We start from the raw sequence: 22806 nt of genomic DNA, 5'->3' as shown, positions 1-22806 counted from the left end.
TCACGCCTCCCCGGCGCCGTCGCCGTCGCCGTCGCGGCCGCGGCGGCTGAGGCGCCACTCGGGTGGGAAGCGGTCGTCGTTGTCGCGGACCGCGCCCGTCAGCCCCCGGTCGAGGGTTTCCCGGTTGATCTCGAGCTCGTCGCCGTCGGGCCGCAGCAGGCGGCCGGTCGACTCGAGCAGCCCGGAGAGGATGCTGCCCATGTACTCGCCCTGGGCCTGCTTGAAGATCTCGAAGAAGGTCTTCTGGACGAACACCGTGTCGGTCGGCCGCGAACATGCGCACGCGAGCGCGTACTTCGCGGTCATCGCCTCCAGTTCGTCGAACGGCACGACGGCGTTGACGAAGTCGCAGTCGTACATCTCCCTGGCGGTGAACGGTCGGCCGGTGAAGACCATCTCCATGAACTTCCGGACGCCCATCATCGAGCACCACTGCCACTGACGCGCCGCGAAGCCGGCGTAGCGGAACGCGGCGTGACCGAACAGCGCGTCCTCGGAGGAGATGACGATGTCAGCGTCGGCCGCCTGGTAGAAGTGCCAGCCGTAGCAGTAACCGCGAACCTCGAGGATGCTGATCTTCTTGAAGTCCTGGAGACTTCGCATCCCGGCGCTCGGGTCGGTGTAGAACTGCACGTTCGTCGCCCCGTAGCGATACGTGCCCGTCCGTGGGTATTCGACGTCGGCGTCCTCGGGGATGCGGACGATGTGCTTCATCGTGGTGTCGCCGCGCCGGGCCATGATGTCCATCAGCTCCGGCAGGTCGGCTCCGCTGCCCAGGTTGGGCCCGTTCGCCCGKATCACCAGTACCTTGACGTCGTCGTCGACGCTGGCCTGACGGACCAGGTCGGCGTAGCGGTGCTGGGCTTCGACCGTCATGGCGTTGAGCTCGTCGGCGCGGTCCAGGGTGATCGTGGCGATACGTGTGTCCGGGTCCTTCTCGTACAGCACGATCTCCTCGGCGGACGGGCGCCGCGATGCCTCTGCCATGTGCTCGCTCCTATGGCTGGTGGGAACTCAGGTCGGTAATGGACTGTCGACCGGTCGTGCGCCTCGGCCCACTGCCCGCGACGCCGCGAGCCGCGACGTGAAGAGCCCCTCGAGGTCGATCAGCCGCACCTTCCCGGTCTCGGTACGGGGCACATCGTCCTGGGTGATGAAAACGATCCGCCGCGGGATCTTGAAGCTCGACAGCCGCTCGCGCAGCCCCGCCCTTATGCCCTCGGGCGTCGGGCTCGTGCCTGGTGACAGGACCACCGCCGCCACGACGATCTCTCCGAACTCCGGGTCCGGAAGGCCCGCGACCAGTGCCAGACTCACCTCGGGCAGGGCCTGCAGCGCGGCCTCCACCTCGAGGCGTGACACGTTGGCGGAGCTGGTTTTGATCATGTCTCCGGTGCGGCCGACGAAGTAGACGTAGCCGTCCGCGTCGATACGAACGAGGTCCCGGGTCGGATAGAAGCCGTCGGCGGTGAACACGGTGCGCCGGTCGACCTTGTAGAAACCGGTCATCAGCGCCCCCCCGCGAAGCTGCAGCTCGCCGACCTCGCCGGGAGCGACCTCGATGCCCGTGTCCGGGTCGACGACGCGCCTCTCCATCCCGTTCACAGCGCGGCCGGAGGAACCGGCTTTGTCGTCTGGCATGCGATGGTTGATGGGTTCGGCGCTGTGCATCGAGAAGCTCTCGGACATCCCGAGCAGATTGGCGCGCAGGCCCGGCGGGATGAGCTCGCCGTCCTCCCCACGTGGGGGGGCTCCCATGCCGCGGATCGCGTCGACGTCGATTCCCCGGGAGATCGCGGCCATGCGCAGCTTCGGCAGCGCGTGCCAGACGACGACGTAGGTGACGCCGTACCGCTCGATCATCTCCACGGCGTCCGCGATGTCGGGCGAGCGCGGATAGATCAGCGTGCCGCCGGTGCTCAGGACCTCCAGCGCGGCGGCGATGCCGCCCATCCAGAACACCGGCAGCAGGCACAGGGTGCGGTCCGCCTCGGTCAGCAGGAAGTACCGCGCCAGCGCCCGCGGCTGCCGGGCCACCGACCACTGCCCGTGAACCACCGCCTTGGGGGCCGCCGTGCTCCCTGACGTGTAGACGACGAACGCGTCGTCAGCGGGCGACACCTCACGTTCCACGGCCGCGAGCAGATCACTGTCGGGCGCGTCGGGCCCGGCGGCGCGCGCGAGCAGGTCGCCGACCGGCCGCGCCCACGACAGTCCGTCGGCGTCGTCCAGCCACACGGAGCGCAGGTGCGGGGCACACGGCAGCCGGAGCGCGCCGGCGCTACCGCTCGCCAGCCCCGGCAGTGCCGCGGTCAGGTTCTCGGCGAACTCGCGTCGCAGGAACCTGCGGGCGCCGATCAGGATCTGCGCGTCGCTGGTCCGGACGATGTGCGCCAGCTCGGGAGGTGTGGTCAGGGTGCTGATCGGAGTAATGAGCGCCCCGATCCGTAAGGCCGCGTAGAAGGTGGTCAGCCACAGCGCGCCGTCGGGCGCGAGCAGGGCGATCCTCGCGCCTTTACCGGCGCCGCTGGCCAGCAGCGCCCGCGCCATCTCGGCTGACCGGTGCTCCAGCTCCCGGTAGGTGAGCGTCTCGTCGCCGTGGACCAGAGCAGGATGATCGCTTCGCGATGCGACGGTCTCGGCCAGGAGCATGGGGAATGTCGTCGGGTTCTCGGTCGGATTCATGGCGTCGCCCGGTCCTCGCGGCTGCTCAGCCGAGGCCGACGATGGGGTCGGTCCCGTCCCATGCGCGCGCGGCCGCGCGCATGTTCGAGAACCAGGCCTCTCGCGTCTCGCTCGGTTCCAGCAACTCGATCATGAATCCCAGGGTCGGGGTGGTGTCGACCCAGCAGGTGCGGCTCGTGCCGGTGACCCCTTCGAACGCCAGGGCGGCTCCTTTCGCGAGGTAGGCATCTCGTTCGGCCTGGTAGTCGGTGCAGGTGACCGCCAGGTGATGCAGGCCGGACTCGCCCTGGCGGAAGACGTCCCGGAACACGCCCGGGTCGTCGTTGTCCTGGCACACGAGCTCGACCTGCAGGTCGCCTGCGTAGGCGATCGCGGCGCTGACCTCGGGAAAGGCGGCCGGCTCCCCGCGGTGGCGGCCGTCCGTGAAGGTCACCCCGTCGAACCAGAAGAACGGGCCGACACCGGCGGTTCCGGCCCACGCCTCGACAGCCGCGCGAAGGTCGGGCACGACCCAGCACACCTGCATGAAACCGTGGTCGGCAAAGGAGGGAAGGATCACCGGGCGCCCCTTCAGCTGATGATCGGGAAACGGTCGCCGCCGAACTGCTGCCAGGGCGTCATGGCGCTGTGGTCGAAGTTCGGGCAGGGCGAGCCGTTCCAACAGGCGTCAGCGGGCTGGGTGACGAGGATGTAGGCCCACCGTGGGTGATCGGTCAGGTTGGGCCCGGCACCATGGATGGTCAGGTGTGTATGGACGGTGATGTCGCCGAGCTCATAGGTCATGCGATCGGACATGTCGAGCTGACGAAGCTCGGGGAACACGTCCAGCGCGTCGCCGTCGCCATAGCAGGTGTAGTCGCCCAGCACGCCTTCACGGTGGGAGCCGCTGACGAACGACATCGTTCCCGCGGCCGGTCCACAGGGCTCCAGCGGGATCCAGAAGGTCATGCCACCGGATCGGTCGGCGGCGAAGGTGATGAAGTCCTGGTGATAGGCGGTCGGACCGTTGCCACCGTGCCTCGACGCCTTCCCCGAGGGCAGCTTGGGCACGAAGAAATCCGAGTAGTAGCGGGCGTCGACACCTGACCCGTCCGCGCTCGCCCGTCGCTGCAACAGCTTCGCGCTCCTGCCGACCTCGAAGATCAACGGCCGCAGGACGGGGTCCGAGATGCCAGCGCCGCGCTGGGCGTTGAAATAACCGAGACCGGGCTTGCCCTCGTCGACGGCGGCCGTGAGGACCGGGGAGATGGGGTTGCTGTCGGCGTCCTCACCCATCTTCTCGCGCGCGAGGTCGAGCATCGACCGCAGCCGCTCCGGATCGACGAAACGTGTCAGTTTGACCCAGCCGAACTCGTGGAGGTGCTCGATCTCCTCATCCGTCACCCGCCGGCATGGCTTCGACGGTAAGACCGTCGGGTTGGCAGTCATCTCGATCTCCTCAGGTGAGACGCGCCTAGGCGAAGATTCCCGGGCCGTTGCGGAATGCGTAGAGGCCGACGACCTCGTTCTCGGGGGGTGCGAACGGGCTGGCGACCTCGTCGGGGGCGGGGCCGATGCGGTCCGCGACCGCCTGCAGCTTGGCCCGGTCGAGTCCGTAGACCTCGATGGCCGTGTCTCCGAGGTAGCGCCGGGTATGCCGCTGGTCGATGTCCCAGAATGTCGCCCGCACAGCTTCCCGGGTATGAGGCCAGGTGCCTTCGGCATGTGGGTAGTCATCTCCCCACATTGTGTTTTTCACAAGATCGTGTTCGATGCCGAACTTGGCCTCCCAGTTCGCCATGAAGCTCGCCCCGATGAAGCAGTTGCGGCGGAAGTACGTGGAGGGCTTCTCAGGCAACGTCACACGCAGGGCGGACCCGCCAGGCCCTGTGTAGAGACCGTCCATGTCGTCCATGACCGGCGGCGCCCAGTCCATCCACTGCTCGGTCAGCACGAGCTTCAGTGCGGGGTGCCGGGCGAACACGCCAGACAGGATCATCACCCAGACCCCGCGGCGCGTGCGCCACGTGGTCTCCATCATGTACATCGCCTGGGCACCAGGCCCCTTGTAGGGGTAATGCTCCCCGCCGCCGCCATGGGTGTTGAGCGACAGGCCCGCCTCCGCACACACCGCCCAGAGCGGCTCCCAGGCAGGGTCGTTGAGCATCGCGAGGTCACTACGCGGTGCCGGGAGGTTGATTCCCTTCAGGCCTGCCTCGGCGGCCCACGTGGCCTCACGGACGCATGCCTCGGGGTCGGAGACCGGGATGTGCGCGATACCGGCATGGCGTTCCGGGGCTTCCGACACGAAGTCCGCCAGCCACCGGTTGTAGATCCGCACGCCGGCGGGCTCAAGGTGGTTGTAGGTGGAATCCCCCCAGGCGATCAGGCCAGTGGTCGAGAAGGGAATGGACTGGCCGTTGAGACCCCCGTGGAAGATCACAGCCGCGGCGACGCCAGCCCGGTCCATGTCGGCGAGTCGCGCCGCGTGGTCCTGCAGACCGGGTACCAGGCTCGCCTCGTAGCTGCGCTGAAGAAAGCCAGGGTCCACCTGGTCCGCGTTGCGGATCCCCGCGACCTTCCCGAACTCGGCGGCCTGGTCCTTGYCCAGCTCCGCGCGGGACCTGCCGAAGGACCAGCTCTCGTCCTCGCCCGGCTTCGTCGCCTCCGACGACCGCCACGAGAGCAGACCGTGGCCTTCCATCTCCGCGACGAAGCGATCGAAGTCGTCGAGGTGCTTCGCCTCGCAGTAGTCCCGCAGCTGCCTCGCGACCGATGGCCCRACGTGACTGTCGGTCGACACCACGATGTAGCGCTCGCTCCGGTCGGACGCAACATGCGTCATGACATCCCTCCTAACCCGTTGGGAGCACGCAGCCCTCCGATGACACTCAGTGCCATCGCACCTCACCCATCGGAAGCGGCATTCGACACAACCAACTCACGTGCACCATAGCCAGCCGTGACACCCAGTGCCACCCTTCTGGCCTGCCGAGCCTCGCCACGACGCGCGGCGAGCGAGCAGCGGCGGCCGTTGCGGGATGATGGAGGACCCTRCTCACGGACCGATCTCGCTCATGTGGCGAGCACCCCACGCCCGTGACGCGAGACGGAAGTTCACTGTGACCAACGCACCCCAACTGACGTCGGCCGAGGCCATCGAGCGGGCCGCTCTCGAGCTGATCGCCGCGCGCGGCTTCCAGGACGTCACGGTCGAGGAGATCGCCAGCGCGGCGGGCGTCTCGCGGCGAACCTTCTTCCGGTACTTCGCATCCAAGAACGACATCCTGTTCGGCAACTTCGACGAGCTCCTGAAGGAACTCGACGACTGGTTCGGATCGGTGCCCGACGACCGGCCCATGTTCGAGGCGATAGCCGAAGGCGCGATGCGCTTCAACCGCGCACACACCGACGGCCCAGTCGCCCACCGGCAGCGCATGGAGCTGATCATTCTCACGCCCGCGCTGAAGGCGAACGCGTCACTCCGCCATGCCGAATGGCTCGCCGTGATCGCCCGGTTCGCGGCGCGGCGGCTCGGCGAACCCGAGGATGCCCTGGGGCCACAGCTCATCGGCCATGTCTCGCTGGGCGCCGCGAACGCCGCCTACGAGCAGTGGCTACGCGACGCCTCGTATGACCTGACCGAACTCGTGCGCCGGGCCTTCCGCATGGCGCGCACTCTCGCGGAGCTGGACACGGCGACGACGCAGTCCAGCTGGCAGCTGAACCGGAGGACCTGGACAGGCGGCTAGGAGACTGCTGAATAACTCGAGACCGCGCCGGGATCGTCCCAGTTTGCCCAGATCGACATATGAGCCTAAAACCGGATGAGTCGGGCCGTCGGCGCCAGTTGTTCAGCGGTCTCCTAGGCGGCTAGGCGGCATCGTTGGTCATGCCCGGGGGAAGGAGGTACAGGCAGAACTCGTTGCCTTCCGGGTCGGCCATGCACCGCCAGGAGAACGTCTCGAGCTCGTGGGTCTTCCCGGGCTCGATCCACGTCCCGCCCAACGCGAGGACTCGATCCGTCTCGGCCTCGAGGTCGTCGACGACGACGTCGAAGTGCGCTCGGTTCTTTCCGGTCTTGGGCTCCGGAACCCGCTGCAGAACGATCATCAGACCTTCGCGGTTCGGCGCCATCGCGTGATACCGACCCTCGTCGTAGCTCAGCAGCGTCTCGACGCCCTGGAGTTCGCCGTAGAACTTGGCGAGGCGCTCAGGATCCTGGCTGTCGAGGACGATGTACGCGGGCATTGGGGACCTCTCTCGATCAACTCTGGACAACGGGTGGCACTCCGTGCCATCGTTGCTGACGGTTCGCGACCGCGCCCTGGCCGTACCTTCCGGGCGCCAGGCATACCCAGCGACCGGGAGCCTGACGCGAAGCATGGCACGCAGTGCCGCGCTGCCGCCACCAACGCAGGGAGCCGGATCCGTGACGACCTCGATCGACAGCTCGATCACGTACGACCCATACGACGCCGACATCTGCGCCAACCCTTACCCGATCTTCGCCCGCCTCCGCGAAGAAGCACCGCTCTACTACAACGAGCAGTACAACTTCTTCGCGCTGAGCCGTTTCGACGACGTCGAGCGCGGGCTAGGCGACTTCGAGACCTACAGTTCGGCGCGTGGCAACATGCTCGAGGTCGTCAACGCGAACATCGAGATTCCTTCCGGCGTGTTCATCTTCGAGGACCCGCCGATGCACCGCGCGCACCGCAGCGTGCTGTCCAAGGTGTTCACGCCGCGGAAGATGATGGCGCTCGAGCCTCAGATCCGGCAGTTCTGCGCACAGGTGCTCGACCCGCTCGTCGGGACCGAGCGGTTCGACTTCGTCGAGGACCTCGGCGCCATCATGCCGATGCGGGTGATCGGCATGCTCCTCGGCATTCCCGTGGAGGACCAGCAGGCGGTCCGGGAGAAGGGCGACAAGAAGCTCCGGCACGCGCCCGGCATGCCCACCGACCCCACACTGCACAACTTCGCCGACGGGTCCTTCTTCGCGGACTACATCAACTGGCGGGCGTCCCACCCGTCCGACGACCTGATGACCGAACTGATCCAGGCCGAGTTCGAGGACCCGGACGGCACGGTGCGTCGGCTGACCACGGACGAGATCCTGATCTTCATCAACATCCTGGCCACCGCCGGCAACGAGACGACGAACCGTGTCCTCGGATGGTCTGGCAAGATCCTGGCCGAGCATCCCGACCAGCGCCGGCTCGTCCGCGAGGACCGCTCGTTGATCTCGCCGGCCGTCGAGGAGATCCTTCGCTGCGAGCCACCGGCGCACCAGGCGGCTCGCTATGTCACCCGCGACGTCGAGCTCCACGGCCAGACAGTCCCGGCGGGCAGCACGATGCTCCTCCTGCTCGCCGCCGCCAACCGCGACCACCGGGCGTTCCCGCCTGACGGTGACGTGTTCGACGTCAGGCGAGTCATCGACCACCACCTGACCTTCGGACGTGGCATCCACTTCTGCCTGGGGGCGTCGCTCGCCCGCCTCGAGGCCCGCGTCGCGCTCGACGAGATCCTGAACCGGTTCCCCGAATGGCAGGTCGACGTCGACAACGCCCAGATGGACTCGTCCACCGTCCGAGGCTGGAAGAGCCTGCCCACCATCGTCTCCCGGTAGGAGCGCACCCGCGCGAGCGCTGTGACGACGGCACGGCCTGACGGCTGGACGCCGTAAGGCGGAAACGGGTCAAGCCGTTCTCCCAGCCGTCACGGCCAGGCCGTCTCCACGCAACCGAGCCACGGGGAGGTACCCGTCATGACGGCAGTCCCACTCCGCGCCACGAGCGCCGCACCGGCGATCGCCGGCCCGTGGCCTCGCGCCGAGCCGGAGCGCACCCTCGAGCAGGAGCGCCTACACCGCAAACAGCGGCTCGCGGGCGCGTACCGGATCTTCGGTCAGCTGGGGTACGGCGAGGGCATCGCGGGACACATCACCGCACGCGACCCGGAGCTGACCGATCACTTCTGGGTCAACCGGTTCGGCGTGGACTTCCGTCGTGTCACCGTGTCGAACCTGCTGCTGGTCGACTCCGGCGGCGAGATCGTCGAAGGCCAGCCGCCGTTGAACAAGGCGGCGTTCGCGATCCACTCGGAGGTCCACGCCGCCCGGCCGGACGTGGTCGCCGCCGCGCATACCCACTCCCTCTACGGCAAGGCCCTGTCCACGCTCGGCGAGCCCCTGTACCCGATCACGCAGGACGCGTGCGCGTTCTATCAGGACCACGCGATCTTCGACGACTACACGGGCGTTGTCCTCAGCACCGACGAGGGCAGGCGTATCGCCGAGGCCCTCGGCCGGGGCAAGCTGGCGATCCTCGCCAACCACGGGCTCCTGACCGTCGGCACCACCGTGGAGTCGGCGGCCTACTGGTTCATCACGGCCGAGCGCGCCGCGCAGACTCAGCTCATCGCGCAGGCAGGCGGCAGGCCGCGGCCGCTTGACGACGTGACGGCAGAGCGCACAGCTCGGCAGATCGGCGGCGAGACCTTGGCTCGATGGGGGTTCGAAGCGCTCTACCAGATTGTCGTCGAGGAACAGCCGGATCTCCTCGACTAGCCCCCACTCAGATGCCAGGCAGAAAAACCGCCCGTCGCCACGGCGACGGCGGCCGCGACACATGACGGAGGGTCCGTGGTCGTGGGTGAATCTGGCGAGAAAGAGCGACCGGACAGTCTGGCTGACACCGGCGACGACGCACCGAAACCGCGCTCCTATGAGCACTCGCAACGGTATCGACATGCGATGGCGACCCGCGAACGCATTGTCGCCGCCGCTGCCGGCCTGGTCCAGGAGCCGCCGAACCGGGACTGGCGGAACCTCACCGTCCGGGCCGTGGCGCGGCGCGCCGGCCACCCTGCCGGACACGTCGGCGGACCGCGCGAGGACCAGCCCAGCGGTGGGCGTCCCGGCCTGGGAGAGTTTTCCGTCTCGGTCAACACGGACGGCTTCCGAGACCGAAGGCGCAGGAATGTCCCAGTTGGTCGCCGGCATGCCGAATTCGACGCTTCTGTGGCGTGGATCTCCCAGAATGGTCCGGACACTGCGGAGTTCGGCCTACGCACCCGAACCATGAGGAGAACAGCCATGGGCATTTCCCGACCGCGCTGGCGACCTGGCGAACCCCCGGCGGGCTGGAGATTACGCGGGCGACGCGGGACGAGCCTGGCCGCACTGGCCTGTGTCGCCGTGGTCGGGCTGGTCTCCGCCTGCGGCGGCGGAGGCGGCGACGCCAGGTCGACGCCGACGGCGACCGGCCCGGCGGCGGTCACCAGGACGGTGCCGCGGGTGGCCGGCCCGGTGGCGTCCTTCTCCCCGCTGACGGGTGGGAAGGGCGTCTTCGTGGCCGCGGGGGTGCCCGAGAACGTGGGCGCCGGCGGATACGTCGAGCAGGAGTTCGCGGCGGCGGGGACCGCGACGTCCTACCAGCCCGACGGACCGCTCACCGGAGACGGCCGGTGGTCGTTCGTGTCCGACGGGAGCGCTCCTTACCGGACCAGGGCGCTGGTCCGCCGGCCGGCCGACCCGAAGAGGTTCAGCGGCACGGTCATCCTTGAATGGCTGAACGTCAGCGGCGGCGTCGACGCCGACCCGGAGTGGACCACCCTCCACGAGGAGATCATGCGGGCCGGCGACATCTGGGTGGGGGTGTCCGCACAGTCGATCGGTGTTTCGGGCGGCCCGGTCGCCGTCGTGGCGCCCGGCGGTGAGGGAACCGCCGGCAAGGGCCTGAAGACGATCGACCCGGCGCGGTACGGGTCGCTGGAGCACCCGGGCGACGGCTTCGCGTTCGACATCTTCACCCAGGTCGCCCGCGCCGTCGGCGCGGGCGCGGGGACTGGCGGTGAGAAGCCGAAGCGGCTGGTCGCGGCGGGCGAGTCGCAGTCCGCCTTCGCGATGGTCACCTACTACAACGGGGTCCAGCCGCTGACCCACGAGTTCGATGGCTTCCTGATACACAGCCGGGGCAAAGCGGGCCTGCCGCTGGCCGCGCCGGGCGAGCATGCCGACCTCGCGGGATCGCTGGGCGGTGTCCCGGCCATCCTGCGCACCGACCAGGACGCGCCGGTGATGAACATCCAGACCGAGTCCGACATCACCGGGATCCTCGACGCCTTCCCCGCCCGGCAGCCCGACAGCGACCGTTTCCGGGACTGGGAGGTCGCCGGCACCGCGCACGCCGACGCGCACCTGCTCGGCCCGAACGCCGGCGCGATGGACTGCGGCCTGCCGGTCAACGACGGTCCGATGCACGTCGTCGCGAAGGCGGCGCTGCGCGCGCTCCTGCGCTGGGTCTCGACCGGGACGGCACCGGTCGTCGCGCCACGTTTCGAGGTCGACACGACCGGCACGCCACAGATCCGCCGGGACGCCGACGGCATCGCCCTCGGCGGCATCCGCACACCACCGGTGGAGGTCCCCATCGCGGTGCTGTCGGGCGCCCCTGGGCCGAACTCGTCGGTGATCTGCCTGCTTCTCGGCTCGACCAGGGCGCTGTCCGCCAGCCGGCTCACCCAGCTCTACCCGAACAAGGCCGACTACCAACGGCGTTACGACGCCGCGACCACCGCCGCGATCAAGGCCGGCTTCGTCCTGCCCGAGGACCGCGCGGCGATGACCGCCTACGCCGAACCATCCGCGATCCAGAACTGACCCATCTCGCCGGCCCGTGGGTGGGCGTCGTGGCGGTGGACCGTGGCGCGGTCCACCGCCACGGTCCACCGGGTCTCCGTCCGAGCTGAGGATTACCGCGCGGGACGGCACCGGGCTGACGGCCAGCATTGTCACGCCCGCGGACAGCCGCCGCGGCGGCTGGTGGTTGGCGCGGCACGCGGAGATTCTTGGGTTCGCGATTTCCCCTGACCCCGTTCCGAGATTCCTGGAACCGCCAGGTCTCGTTTCTTGGAACGTTGGAAAGACGGTCTACTTGACCGGAACTCCGATTGGGAGATACCGTCCCGAACCGTACAATCTACGGACCATGCGGATATACGCGATGCGCTKCGGGCGACCTCGGACCCATCCTTCCGACGCCCACGTCCCACAGCTAGCCGGATTGCATCTCCGCACGGCTTTCGGCGCGCCCTCGGCCATGAACACGGCATGCGCGAGAAGGAGACCGGACAATGCGTGTGAAGTCACGAAAGGCGGCGGCCTGCGTGGCGGCCGTGGTTCTGGCGGCGGCGGGCACGGGACTGGCGGTGGTCTCCTCGGTCCTCGGCGCCGTCTCGGCGGCCGCCGCCGAGACGAACATCTGCGCGACCGACCGGTGGGTGGCCAGCTGGACCGCCAGTCCCACCGACGGATCGTCGTTCTTCGACCCGTCCCTCGGAACCATCCCCGAAAAACTGGCCAAACAGACCCTGCGGACGGTGATCACACCGCATCTGGGCGGATCATCCGCACGGATCCACCTGAGCAACCGCTTCGGCACCAGCCCGCTGACCTTCGCCCACGTCACGGCCGCACCCCAACAGAGCGCCGCCTCGACCGGCACCCCGGCGACGGTGACCTTCGGCGGCGCCACCTCCGTCACGGTGCCCACCGGCCAGGACGCCGTCAGCGACCCCGTCGCGCTGACCTTCGACGCGTTCACACCGCTGTCGATCAGCATGTACCTGCCGGCGACCACCAGCCCGCCGACCAGGCACTGGAACGCGAACGCGACCTCCTACTACACCAAACCGAACGCCGGCGACCTCACCACCCAGACCAGCGCCTCCGGATTCACCCAGACCACGCTCAGCTGGTTCTACGTCAACGGACTCGACGTCATGGCCAAAGCCCGATCGGTGGTCGCCTTCGGCGACTCCATCACCGACGGCTTCGTCGGCGGAAGCCCCCTGAGCATCCCGGCGGACCGGACCGTCGCCGACAAGAACGCCCGCTACCCCGACGACCTGCAACGCAGAGTCGCCACATCCGGACTGGCCATCTCGGTGGTCAACGCCGGCATCGGTTCCAACCAGCTGCTCGGAAGCCTCGGACTCATCACCGGACCCAGCGGCGTGTCACGCTTCCAGACCGACGCCCTGAACATCCCCGGCGTCAAGGGCATCCTCGTCCTCGAGGGCATCAACGACCTCGGCCTCGGCATCAACGTCACACCCCAGCAACTCCAGAACGGCTACACCCAGCTGATCACCAAGGCACACGACGCCGGCCTCAGGATCTGGCTGGGAACGATCACACCCGCGGCGAACGCCATCGTCGACGGAACACTCGTCGCCCCCAACAGCGAGAGATACCGCCAGCAGGTCAACACCTGGATCCGGGGCCAGACGCTCGYCGACGGCATCGTCGACTTCGACACCGCCCTACGCGACCCCGCGCACCCATCCCAGCTCCTGCCCGCCTATGCCTCGCCGGACAACCTCCACCCCAGCCTCGCCGGCTACCAGAAGATGGCCGACACCATCCCTCTCGACCTGCTCGCGGCCACCACCTGCGACTGACCGGACTACTGTTCCGACCCAGCCGGAGAGCTACATTCCCTGAACAGGCCGTCGAGGAGAACCGCGACCAGCCGCCGCAGCGCCATGCCATGGTCGGCGTCGCCGAGATCCGCGTTGGCGGCGGAGTCGACCACGGTGAGGATGAGCTCGAGGTCAGCCAGCTCAAGGTCCGGACGGAGCTGGCCCGCAGCCTGCGCGCGCAGGAACGGCGGGGCCAGGATCGCGGTCAGCCGCTCGAAGTAGCGCCGCTGTTCGTGGTCCGGCAGCCTGCGGAACTGCGCGACRAGCGGGCGCATGGACGTCTGCGTCACCAGCACCAGGTGGAGAACATCCCGAAAGGAGCCGCTTTCCTGCTCTGACGCGTGGACGGTACGTCTGAGGAGTTCGAAGTAATCCTCGGCGACGGCAACAGCCATCGCCCGCTGATCGCGGAAGTGGCGGTACACGGTCGCCCGCCCGAGCCCAGCCCGCTGCGCGACTTCCTGGAGCTGCACCRACCGCGCGGAATCGTCGGTGAACGCGACGTCCGCTGCCCTGAGGAGGGCCTCCCTGTTGCGCTGGGCGTCGGTACGCCGTGACATCGACACCGGCCGCCATCCCTTCGTAACGTTTCACTATGATAGGTCTCGACATGGTTTGTCGCACCTGTCCGTTACTGGTTCACCTCTTCAGCCGCCAGCTGCGGGTATCGATGAACTGAGCGCGGGTCGGGCAGTCGCCCGCCCTGTTCAGGCCGTAGAGAACCAGGCCGGTGAGGATGTAGGTGACGAAGGCGAGCTCCTGGTCCGGGGGCCRCAGCTCAGGGGCGTATTCAGTCATCRCCCGCGGGTAGGCATTGGTGGCGGGGCCGCCGATGTCCAACGGGACACCGTCCCGCCTCGTGACAGGCCATGTCGTCGAGCAAGGGACCGACCGCCGCCCGCCAACGCCCGGGCCACGGCGGGCGCCGCGTACCGGAAGCCGGTTCGCCCGTTCCATGGGAAGCGAGCCAGGAAGGCCGCTGAGAGCACGCCAGGCACTCGCTGCGGCCGAGACCGCAGCGAGGTGGCACCTCCGCCAGGGCGGGGCCGATGAGTGCACAGCAGGCCGGCCCTCGGATGCGCCAGCACCTCTAAGCGAGCCCTCCGACCCACGCGAGCCCGACACGCCAAGATCACCCGCACGACCAACCGGCTACAGAGTGCAACCACGGCTTTGGCTGCAAAAAGTCACCGTCGATCCAGCGCCAACGGTCTCCAGGAGCTTCCGAAAACAAGATCCACAGAAGAGTGATCGTTTCCAGAACAGGCCAGAACAGGCCAGGGCCATGATCACGAGAGCGGAGTTGCTGCGCTGCAAGGGTTTTGGGGACGAGTCGGCCTGTAAGCCGGATTTTGTGACCGGCGCGTGGCCGGTCGGCGGTCATCTCTCTAGGGCCGCCGTTGCCGACGGCCTCGTGCGGTCTACCCGCGTGCTCGGGCGGGCCGCCCTCGAACGCACGCGCAGCGGGAGGCCTCGCGGCCACCCACCTTTTGGCCTTGCTCCGGGTGGGGTTTACCAAGCCGCCCGGGTCACCCCGGGCGCTGGTGCGCTCTTACCGCACCGTTTCACCCTTACCGGTGCCCGGCGCCTCGCGGCCCCGGTACCGGCGGTCTGTTTTCTGTGGCACTGTCCCGCGGGTCACCCCGGGTGGGTGTTACCCACCACCCCGCCCTGTGGAGTCCGGACTTTCCTCGGCGGGTACCGGCTCGCACCGGCCCCGACGCGACCGCCCGGCCGACTCGTCCGTACCGGACTCTACCCGCTCGACGGATCTTGCCCAAACGGATCTTGCCCAAACGGCCGCCCGGCTCGGGCGGACGAGCCCAGCGCCGCCTCGGGGCACCGTCGTCTGGACGGCGTCGCGAATGTGGCCCCTGACCGCCGGAACTGGCGTCCCGGAACCCGCGCCGCGGCGGGCCGACCTTTCCTGCCGCGGGCCGCGGCCGTACTAGAACGTCGGGGGGACGATCGCGGCGCTGATGTCGGCCTCGCGCTCGACCAGTTCGTGTCCGTAGACGGTGGCCGCGTCGACGCGCAGGATCAGGCAGAACGACGGCCTGTTGGAGAACTCGGTGGTGAGCTCCTCGGCGCGGCTGCGCAGGTAGTAGGCCGCGGCGAGGTTCGCGGTGGCCGTCTGCCCGGCGAGGATGAACAGCGGCCGGCGCGCAGGACCGGCGGCGACCCGGGCGAGCAGCGCGAACTCGTGCTCGCCCGGCCGGCCGGCGAACTCCCTGGTCGTCTTCTCGGCCCCGTCGCCCTTCTCGCCGCGCAGCCGCCGGCCTTCCCGCCCGTTCGGCACGGTGACCGCGATGACCCGGCTCTCCCGCGGCGGGCGGGCGGGCACGATCATCGGGCCTGACGGGTTGGTCGCGTCCTGCGCCGTCCCGTTGGCGGCGCCTTCGGGAGCGGCGGCGGAGGAGGCGGATGAGGAGGAGGCGGACGCCGAGGCGCCGACGCTGGCGAGCGCCGGGGCCTGCCGCGGCGGGGCCGGCGGCGTGGGCGGGGAGAACGTCACTCCGGGCAGGTAGCGGGACAGGTGGGCGGCCATCCGCGGGTTCGAGCGCGGGTCGCCGACGCAGAACTCGGTGCGCCGGCCGATGCTGTCCTGCACCGCGCCGCCGGGGGTGACCTTGGGCCGGGCGTCCGCCCCGTAGATGATCGAGGAGATCTCGGCGACCGCGAGCACGTCGTCGCGGGCGATCATCCCGTTGGGCGCGAGCGAGGCGACCGCGAGGAGGATCTCGTCGTCGGCCGCGAGCCCGAAAAGCGTCGACTGGCGGGGCCGCGTCATCGGCGCGCCGCCGGGCCGTTCCCACAGCCGGATGGCCAACGCCCCGAGCGCGCCCGCCGCAAGCGAGATCGCGACCGTGAGCAGGATGTCCGGCAACACGTCCACCTGGTGTTCCTCCGTATGTCGGGTCCCGCGCCGCGTGCCGCCCGGTCGCTCGGAGCGCCCACGCCGGCAGCGAGGCCGGTGCCGGGCGGGGACAGCCCGCCGCCGGGGACGACTCAGGTCGACTCGCCCGGGGCGATCCTAGGCGGGACCAACCTGGGCAGATCCACGGGGTTAACCATCGCAGCCCACCGCGAGCCCACTCCCCCACGGTCCGCGCCGACGCGGGCCGTCTGGGTCAGCGCCGCGAGTCGCATGGCCCGCGCACCGATGTCATGACCCATGTCACGACCGATGCCACGTTGGACGCGACAGCCAGGCCGGGCGTTGCCCGGCCTGGACCGCCGAGAAATGCCTATACGTCCTAGCCAGTCCCAGGTGAGCGCACCCCCGGAAGGGCCATCGGGGGGCCCGCCGGGCGCTCGCGGTCAGCCCGCACCGGGGCCCGCGCGCCTGCCCGGGTGGGCGCGCCGCGCGACGACGTCGCGCGAGCCCGCGGCGCGCCCGGTCCGGCCGGGACGAGATTTTCGCCACTCGGACCCGGCCGAACGTGCGGACTAGCCGAGCAGGAGCAGACGCGGCGGGTCGGCGAGCGCGGCGGCGATCTCGCCGAGGTACCGGGAGGCCGCCTCACCGTCCAGGATCCGGTGGTCGAACGACACCGAGATCGTCATCACCTGGCGGACCTGGACCTGGCCCTCCCAGACGGCCGGGGTCTCCCGGATGGCGCCCAGCACGACGAGCGCCGCCTCGCCCTCGCGGACCAGCCCGGCGGCGGAGTCGACGCCGAAGACGCCGACGTTGGACACGGTGATCGTGGCGCCGACCATCCTGGCCGGCGGGGTCTGGCCGGCGCGTGCCTGGGAGACGAGCTCGGCGAGCTCGCCCGCGAGCGCGGGCAGCGAGAGCCTGCCCGCGTCCGGGATGATCGGCACGATCAGTCCGCGGTCGGAGGCCACGGCCACCCCGAGGTTGACGGTCGCGAACACCTCGATCTCGCTGGACCCGTCGGCGGACGTCAGCCAGCGCGCGTTCGCCAGTGGGTGCGCCGCGAGCGCCGCGACGACGGCGCGCGCGATGAACGCCAACGCCGTCACCCTTGGTACGGCCGGTGCCGTGAGAGCCACGCCAGGACGCGCGGCCGCCTCGTTCTCCGCCCGCCACCGGGCGACCAGCGCGAGCATCGCGGTGACGTCGACGGTGCGGTGCACGGTCGCCTGCGGAACCGTGAAGGCGCTGCGTTCCATGGCGAGCGCCATCTGCCGGGCGACGCCGCGCACCGGGATCCGCTCACCAGGCCTGGCCAAGGGCCGCTCGGCCCCGCCGTGGCCCGCCCGCTGGGGCGGTGCCTCGCCGGCACCCGGGCGGCTCGCCGGCGCGCCGAGCCGGGCGGCCGCGGTGACGTCGGCGCGGGCGATCGTCCCGGCGGGGCCGGTCGGCCGGACGGCGGCGAGGTCGACGCCGAGGTCGCGGGCGAGCTTGCGGACGGGCGGGGTGGCCAGCACCCGCGCCCGCGCCGGAGCCGCCGACCCGTTCGCCGCCGGCGCCGTGCTCAGCGCCGGCGCGGGCCGGGCCCTCACCAGCGGCGCGAGGTCCGACAGCGCGGCGCTGGATGTGGCGACGGGCCAGGACGGCGGCTGGTCGGCGGTGGTCCCGGGGGCCGCGGCGGCGACCGTGGCGGGCGGCTGGTGAAGCGGTCGGCGCGGGCGGCGGCGCGGGGACTCGCCCGCGGCGGGCTCGACCGGCGCGTGGCCGACGACCAGTGCCGGCGGCGCGTCGTCAGGCTCGATCCCCGCCGGGGCCGGGGCCTCGGCCGTGGCCACGGTGAGCAGCGCCGAGCCGACGGGCACCAGGTCACCCTCGGCGCAGTGCAGGGCGTGGACCACGCCCGCGAACGGCGACGGGATCTCCACCGCGGCCTTGGCCGTCTCCACCTCGACGAGGGGCTGGTTGAGCTCCACGGTCTGCCCGGGCCGCACCAGCCAGTGCACGATCTCCGCCTCGGCGAGGCCCTCGCCGAGGTCTGGCAGGTGGAACTGGTCGTACATCTGGCCTCTTTCACCTGTCGGGCGGTCGCGTGCGTCAGGCGCCTGAACGCGCCCGCGCGCGGGTCAGTACCTGAAGGCCCGGTCCACCGCGTCGAGCACCCGGTCGAGGTCGGGCAGGTACTCCTGCTCCAGCCGGGCGGCCGGGTACGGGGCGTGGTACCCGCCGACCCGGCCGACCGGCGCCTCCAGGTGGTAGAAGCACTCCTCGGTCAGCCGCGCCGCGATCTCGGCGCCGAGCCCCGCCGTCACCACCGCCTCGTGCACGACGACGGCCCGGCCGGTGCGGCGCACCGAGTCGGCCAGCGTCGGCCAGTCCAGCGGGGCGAGCGAGCGCAGGTCGACGACCTCGACGGAGCGGCCGTCGGCCGCGGCGGCGCTCGCCGCGTCCAGGCAGGTGCGCACCGTCGGCCCGTAGGCGATGAGCGTGACGTCGGTGCCGGGCCGGGCGACCCGGGCGCGTTCCATCGGTGGCGGCGGGTCCTCGGGGGCGGTCAGCGGGCCGCGCTCCCAGTAACGCCGCTTCGGCTCGAAGAAGATCACCGGGTCGTCGCAGGCGATCGCCTGGCGCAGCAGCAGGTAGGCGTCGGCGGACGTCGACGGGGTCAGCAGCCGCAGCCCCGGGGTGTGCGCGAAGTACGCCTCCGGGGACTCGCTGTGGTGCTCGACGGCGTGGATCCCGCCGCCGTAGGGAATCCTGATCGTCACCGCCATCCGCAGGTGGCCGGCGGAACGCTGGTGCAGCCGGGAGAGCTGGGTGACGATCTGGTCGAACGCGGGGTAGACGAAGCCGTCGAACTGGATCTCGCAGACGGGCCGGTAGCCGCGCATCGCGAGCCCGATCGCGGCGCCGACGATGCCGCTCTCCGAGAGCGGGCTGTCGATCACCCGCGCCTCGCCGAACTCCTCCTGCAGCCCGTCGGTGACTCTGAAGACGCCGCCGAGCCGGCCGACGTCCTCGCCCAGCAGGACCACCTTCGGGTCCGCCGCCATCGCGTCCCGCAGCCCGGCGCCGAGCGCCCTGGCCAGCGGGACGGACGCCGGCGCCGGCTCGGCGGCGGGCCTGGCCTCGGGAACCAGGAGCGTGCTTGGCCGCGGCGTGTGCGTGGTCGTCATACCTGGAACGACTCCCGGTACTCGCGGAAGCTGGCGCGCTGGGCGCGGGCCTCCTCCGTCTCGGTCACCAGCACCTCGTCGAAGAACGCGTCCGGCGCCGGGTCCGGCAGCGCGAGCGTCGCGGTCCGCAGCCGGGCGGCCGCGGCCGCGGCCTCGGCCCGCTGCCCGTCGAACCAGGCGGCGTCGCAGACCGGGGCCAGCGCCCGCTCGACCCGGTCGATCGGATCGAGCGCCCGCCAGTGGTCGACCTCGCCGGTCGGCTGGTATCGGGTCGGGTCGTCGGAGGTGGTGTGCGGTCCCATCCGGTAGGTATAGGCCTCGATCAGTGTGGGGCCCTCGCCCGCGCGAGCCCGCGCCAGCGCGGACGACGTGACCGAATGCACGGCGACGACGTCGTTGCCGTCGACCCGCACGCCCGGGAAACCGAACCCGGCGGCCCGGGCGGCCAGCGGCACCCTCGACTGGCGCGCCGCCGGGGTGGAGATCGCCCACTGGTTGTTCTGGCAGAAGAAGACCACCGGGGCGTTGAAGCTCGCGGCCCAGACGAACGCCTCGTTGGCGTCGCCCTGGCTCATCGCGCCGTCGCCGAGGTACGCGATCACCGCCGCCGGCTCCGGCCCGGCCGGCGCGCCGGCCTGGGCGTCGTACCGGGGGTCAAGCCGGGCGTCGAGCTGGAGGCCGAGGGCATAGCCGACGGCGTGCAGCGTCTGCGAGGCGAGCACGAGCGCGTAGTTGGCCAGGTTGTGGGCGGCCGGGTCCCAGCCGCCGTGGGTGATCCCGCGCAGCAGCCGCATCACCTCGACCGCGGGCAGGCCCCGGTCCCAGGCGACGGCGTGCTCCCGGTAGCTCGGGAAGATGAAGTCGGTGGGCGTGGCCGCGCGCACGGAGCCGATCTGGGCCGCCTCCTGGCCGCGCAGCGGGATCCACAGCGCGAGCTCACCCTGGCGCTGCAGCGCGGTCGCCGCCTCGTCTAGGTGGCGGGTCCGCAGCATCGCCCCATAGCAGCCTTTCAGCTCCTCGACGCCGAGCAGTGCGGGGAAATCCACATGCTCACATGCTGACCCGTCGGGATTCAGCAGCCGTACGCCGTAGTCGTCGGACGAATCACCCGAACTCACGTAGCGCACTCCCTCTCAGAGCTGACCGTGACCACCGCAATTACAGCCTCACCATATTTCGACCACTTTCGGTAATCGAATACCGATATAGTTGTACGCCCGATAACTACTGTAGGGGTCCGCCTGGATACGCTACGTTATTACCGGGAGGCGGCGGCTGGTGGGAGGCTCGGGCGCCCGCGTGGTCCGCGACCAGGTCGCCGTGCCGCGCCCGGCCCGCCACCCGACCTCACCGCCCCACCCTTCACCGTTACCGATCACTTGTCACCCATGACTCGGTAACCGACCGCTGGCCACTCGCGACAGCCTGTCGAGGAAGGACGGGTCCCGCGTGGATGTTGGCCGGCGTGCGGGGCGGAACCGGGCATAGTCGCGCGAGGCCCGGAGCCACACGCGAATCCGCGACACGCGAAAGAGGGGCGGCGCCCGGACAGGGAGCGCCGCCCCAGCCTTTCAGGACCGCCGGAGCATCAGCTTTTCGGCATGGTCCCGGCAGGAGCCGGCCAGTGAGCCGGACAGCGGGCGACTACCAACCCCAGTCGTCCTTGCCGTCCTTGCCCCAGCCGCCGTCCTTGCGGTCCTTGCCCCAACCGTCCTTGCCCCAGCCGTCCTTACCGTCCTTACCCCAACCGTCCTTACGGTCCTTGCCCCAGCCGCCGTCCTTGCCCCAGCCGCCGTCCTTGCCCCTGTCCCAGCCGCCGTCCTTCTTGTCGCCCCAGCCCCAGTCGCAGGCCTGCGCTGCAGCGACTCCCGGACCGAAACCAAGAACCACGGCGACAGCCCCGGTGACGGCGATGGTGGCCGCGCGTCGACCAATCGACTTCTTCATCTAACCGGTCCCCCAAATCACCTGGCGGCCTCCAGCCGCGCGGGATATCTCTCGCACGGTCTTCGGCCAGCCGCGGAATACGACATCGGAATGACTGCGTGACGCAGCGTAGCTAGATTTCGTCGAGTCGAAAAAAGGATCAGGGAGCGTCCCACCGTTTCGCCATGTACGGTCCGCGGCCGGATTTGCGGCCGATTCATTCCTACATCGGGGCGAAAGGCGCGAGGGCCCTGGAATATATCCCCCATACCACCCGATCCTCCGAAGAAAATGCGCCCACAAATGACGGCGGAGGCGGCCGGGAGGCGACACGGAATCGGCGGGCACCGGTGCTTGACAGCATTCCCGGGAACAAGTACCCGGTCTTCACGGCCGTCCGCCATGCCCGCGGGCGCCGTCGGGCGGGTCGCCACCGCCCGGACTTCGGGTCATCAGGTACCCGACCGCGGTCATAGTCACGAGGCACGCCCACGGGAAACCGGGGCGGCCGGGGGGCGGGCGAACGGGACCACGGTGACCGGACGCGCTCGACAACCGCGCGCGACCGCCCGCGGAAGCCAACCGAGCCGATCAACCGAGCCGATCAACCGGGCCGATCGGCGCCCCGGTCAGCCGCCCCGGTCAGCCGGGACACGTCGGCGCGGCTGTCAGCCGCGACCGGTGGCGTCGACGATCGGGGTGGCGACCCGGCCGACCCGCTCGATCTCGACCTCCACCCAGTCGCCGGGTACCAGGTAGCGGGCCGGCCTGCGGATGTACCCGACGCCGGCGGGGGTGCCGGTGACCAGCAGGTCGCCGGGGTGCAGGGTGATCGTCTGGCTGATGAAGGACAGCACCTGACCGACACTGAAGATCATGTCACTGGTGTCGCCGTCCTGGACGACCTCCTCGACCACCGAGCCGTCGTCCGCGCGGGTGCGCATCCGGGTGACGACCCGCAGCCCGTCGGCAGGGTCGCCGACCTCGTCGGCGGTGACGACCGGGCCGAGGGGCCCGCTGTGGTCGGAGTTCTTGCCGAGAGTCCACTGCGGCGAACGCCCCTGGGCCCGCCGGGCGGACAGGTCGTTGAACGCGGCGTAGCCGAGCACGCCGGCGAGCGCGGTCGCCTCGTCGGCGTCGGCGAGCGTCGCGCCGACGACGACGCCCAGCTCCCCCTCCCAGTCCAGCCCGCGCTCCCCCGCCGGCACCGGAGCCGGCGTCCCGTCGACGGTGAGCGACACCGTCCACCGGCCGAAGATGGCCGGGTACTTCGGCAGCGGCAGGCCCGTCTCGGCCGCGTGCGCCCGGTAGTTCAGCCCGACGCACAGCACCCGCGCCGCCGGTGGGACCGGCGGGACCAGCGTCAGCTCACGCGCGGGCCGCGCCGCGGTCCCCGGCAGCGCGAGCGCCTCCGCGGCCCGGTCCCGCCAGCGGGCCAGATCGGCGTAGAACTCCTCGACCGGCGCGAGCCCGATCACCGCCGGCACGCCCGCCGCCGGCGTCGCCGCCCCTGGCGCGCCGCCGCTGGTCTGGGTCAGGACGCCGACGAGTGCCCTGCCGCCCTCCCGGAACCCCACGAACCGCATCGCGACCCCCTCACTTCACGAACCCCGTCACACAACCCGACCGACGACGACCCGACCGACGCGACGCCGCCACACGCGAGGCTGC

Annotated in this window: 19 protein-coding genes and 1 other RNA gene; 5 read left to right on the top strand and 15 right to left on the bottom strand. The window is 70.4% G+C overall.

Features of this window, described 5'->3' with window-relative positions; all coding sequences use genetic code 11:
* Genes BL253_RS23430 through BL253_RS23410 form a run of 5 tightly spaced genes read right to left on the bottom strand, consistent with a single transcriptional unit; the run spans position 1 to position 5509 of the window.
* Positions 1 to 987: an enoyl-CoA hydratase/isomerase family protein gene (locus BL253_RS23430; protein ID WP_076819259.1), complete on the bottom strand. Its 987-nt coding sequence runs from the start codon at positions 985 to 987 to the stop codon at positions 1 to 3.
* A 27-nt stretch (positions 988 to 1014) separates the two neighbouring features.
* The gene (locus BL253_RS23425) at positions 1015 to 2685 is read right to left on the bottom strand and encodes a class I adenylate-forming enzyme family protein (protein WP_081438598.1); all 1671 of its coding nucleotides are present in this window, start codon (positions 2683 to 2685) and stop codon (positions 1015 to 1017) included.
* 25 nt (positions 2686 to 2710) lie between these two features.
* The gene (locus BL253_RS23420; protein ID WP_081438597.1) at positions 2711 to 3244 is read right to left on the bottom strand and encodes a VOC family protein; all 534 of its coding nucleotides are present in this window, start codon (positions 3242 to 3244) and stop codon (positions 2711 to 2713) included.
* Between the two features lie 11 nt (positions 3245 to 3255).
* Entirely contained in the window at positions 3256 to 4113 is an 858-nt protein-coding gene (locus BL253_RS23415; protein ID WP_076819258.1) for a phytanoyl-CoA dioxygenase family protein, read from the bottom strand.
* Positions 4114 to 4138: 25 nt separating this feature from the next.
* Complete coding sequence (locus BL253_RS23410; protein WP_076819257.1) at positions 4139 to 5509, bottom strand: amidohydrolase family protein; 1371 nt, start codon at positions 5507 to 5509, stop codon at positions 4139 to 4141.
* Positions 5510 to 5786: 277 nt separating this feature from the next.
* Between BL253_RS23410 and BL253_RS44845 the strand changes: the two genes are divergently transcribed.
* Positions 5787 to 6416: an acyl-CoA-like ligand-binding transcription factor gene (locus tag BL253_RS44845; protein WP_076819256.1), complete on the top strand. Its 630-nt coding sequence runs from the start codon at positions 5787 to 5789 to the stop codon at positions 6414 to 6416.
* Positions 6417 to 6537: 121 nt separating this feature from the next.
* On the opposite strand, the gene BL253_RS42405 is transcribed toward BL253_RS44845, so the two are convergent.
* Positions 6538 to 6915, bottom strand: coding sequence for a VOC family protein (locus BL253_RS42405; RefSeq protein WP_076819255.1), 378 nt, complete (start codon positions 6913 to 6915; stop codon positions 6538 to 6540).
* Positions 6916 to 7096: 181 nt separating this feature from the next.
* Here BL253_RS42405 and BL253_RS23395 point away from each other — a divergent pair, with 181 nt between their 5' ends.
* The 4 genes from BL253_RS23395 to BL253_RS23380 all read left to right on the top strand — a co-directional run bounded on the left by BL253_RS23395 (position 7097) and on the right by BL253_RS23380 (position 13134).
* On the top strand, positions 7097 to 8299 hold the full coding sequence (locus BL253_RS23395) for a cytochrome P450 (RefSeq protein WP_076819254.1): 1203 nt from the start codon (positions 7097 to 7099) through the stop codon (positions 8297 to 8299).
* A gap of 138 nt (positions 8300 to 8437) precedes the next feature.
* Positions 8438 to 9238: a class II aldolase/adducin family protein gene (locus tag BL253_RS23390; RefSeq protein ID WP_076819253.1), complete on the top strand. Its 801-nt coding sequence runs from the start codon at positions 8438 to 8440 to the stop codon at positions 9236 to 9238.
* A gap of 528 nt (positions 9239 to 9766) precedes the next feature.
* Positions 9767 to 11332: an alpha/beta hydrolase domain-containing protein gene (locus BL253_RS23385; protein ID WP_076819252.1), complete on the top strand. Its 1566-nt coding sequence runs from the start codon at positions 9767 to 9769 to the stop codon at positions 11330 to 11332.
* Positions 11333 to 11838: 506 nt separating this feature from the next.
* Complete coding sequence (locus tag BL253_RS23380) at positions 11839 to 13134, top strand: GDSL-type esterase/lipase family protein (RefSeq protein WP_241835039.1); 1296 nt, start codon at positions 11839 to 11841, stop codon at positions 13132 to 13134.
* A 5-nt stretch (positions 13135 to 13139) separates the two neighbouring features.
* Here BL253_RS23380 and BL253_RS23375 read toward each other — a convergent pair whose 3' ends face one another.
* From BL253_RS23375 to BL253_RS23335, 9 genes are all read right to left on the bottom strand, one after another.
* Positions 13140 to 13715 (bottom strand): TetR/AcrR family transcriptional regulator, encoded by a 576-nt coding sequence (locus BL253_RS23375; RefSeq protein ID WP_076819275.1) that lies wholly within the window; start codon positions 13713 to 13715, stop codon positions 13140 to 13142.
* Between the two features lie 79 nt (positions 13716 to 13794).
* Entirely contained in the window at positions 13795 to 13953 is a 159-nt protein-coding gene (locus tag BL253_RS23370) for a hypothetical protein (RefSeq protein WP_338013740.1), read from the bottom strand.
* A gap of 527 nt (positions 13954 to 14480) precedes the next feature.
* An RNA gene (rnpB, locus tag BL253_RS23365) (RNase P RNA component class A) lies at positions 14481 to 14897 on the bottom strand.
* A gap of 206 nt (positions 14898 to 15103) precedes the next feature.
* Positions 15104 to 16051 (bottom strand): hypothetical protein, encoded by a 948-nt coding sequence (locus BL253_RS23360; RefSeq protein WP_076819249.1) that lies wholly within the window; start codon positions 16049 to 16051, stop codon positions 15104 to 15106.
* 554 nt (positions 16052 to 16605) lie between these two features.
* A complete protein-coding gene (locus tag BL253_RS23355; protein ID WP_076819248.1) occupies positions 16606 to 18096 on the bottom strand; it encodes a dihydrolipoamide acetyltransferase family protein in 1491 nt (496 codons plus the stop codon).
* Positions 18097 to 18159: 63 nt separating this feature from the next.
* Positions 18160 to 19209, bottom strand: a complete 1050-nt coding sequence (locus BL253_RS23350; RefSeq protein ID WP_076819247.1) for an alpha-ketoacid dehydrogenase subunit beta — start codon at positions 19207 to 19209, stop codon at positions 18160 to 18162.
* Positions 19206 to 20327 (bottom strand): thiamine pyrophosphate-dependent enzyme, encoded by a 1122-nt coding sequence (locus BL253_RS23345; RefSeq protein ID WP_076819274.1) that lies wholly within the window; start codon positions 20325 to 20327, stop codon positions 19206 to 19208. The genes BL253_RS23350 and BL253_RS23345 overlap by 4 nt, the downstream gene beginning before the upstream one ends.
* Before the next feature lie 526 nt (positions 20328 to 20853).
* On the bottom strand, positions 20854 to 21156 hold the full coding sequence (locus BL253_RS23340; protein WP_076819246.1) for a hypothetical protein: 303 nt from the start codon (positions 21154 to 21156) through the stop codon (positions 20854 to 20856).
* 647 nt (positions 21157 to 21803) lie between these two features.
* Positions 21804 to 22721 carry a fumarylacetoacetate hydrolase family protein gene (locus BL253_RS23335; protein ID WP_076819245.1) on the bottom strand — a complete coding sequence of 306 codons (918 nt, stop codon included), beginning with the start codon at positions 22719 to 22721 and terminating at the stop codon, positions 21804 to 21806.
* Positions 22722 to 22806 lie beyond the last annotated feature (85 nt).

Origin of the sequence: Pseudofrankia asymbiotica (genome assembly GCF_001983105.1) — a bacterium.
GTDB lineage: Bacteria > Actinomycetota > Actinomycetes > Frankiales > Frankiaceae > Pseudofrankia > Pseudofrankia asymbiotica.
The sequence above is the reverse complement of the archived record's forward strand: the minus strand, read 5'-3'. Positions and strand labels throughout refer to the sequence as shown.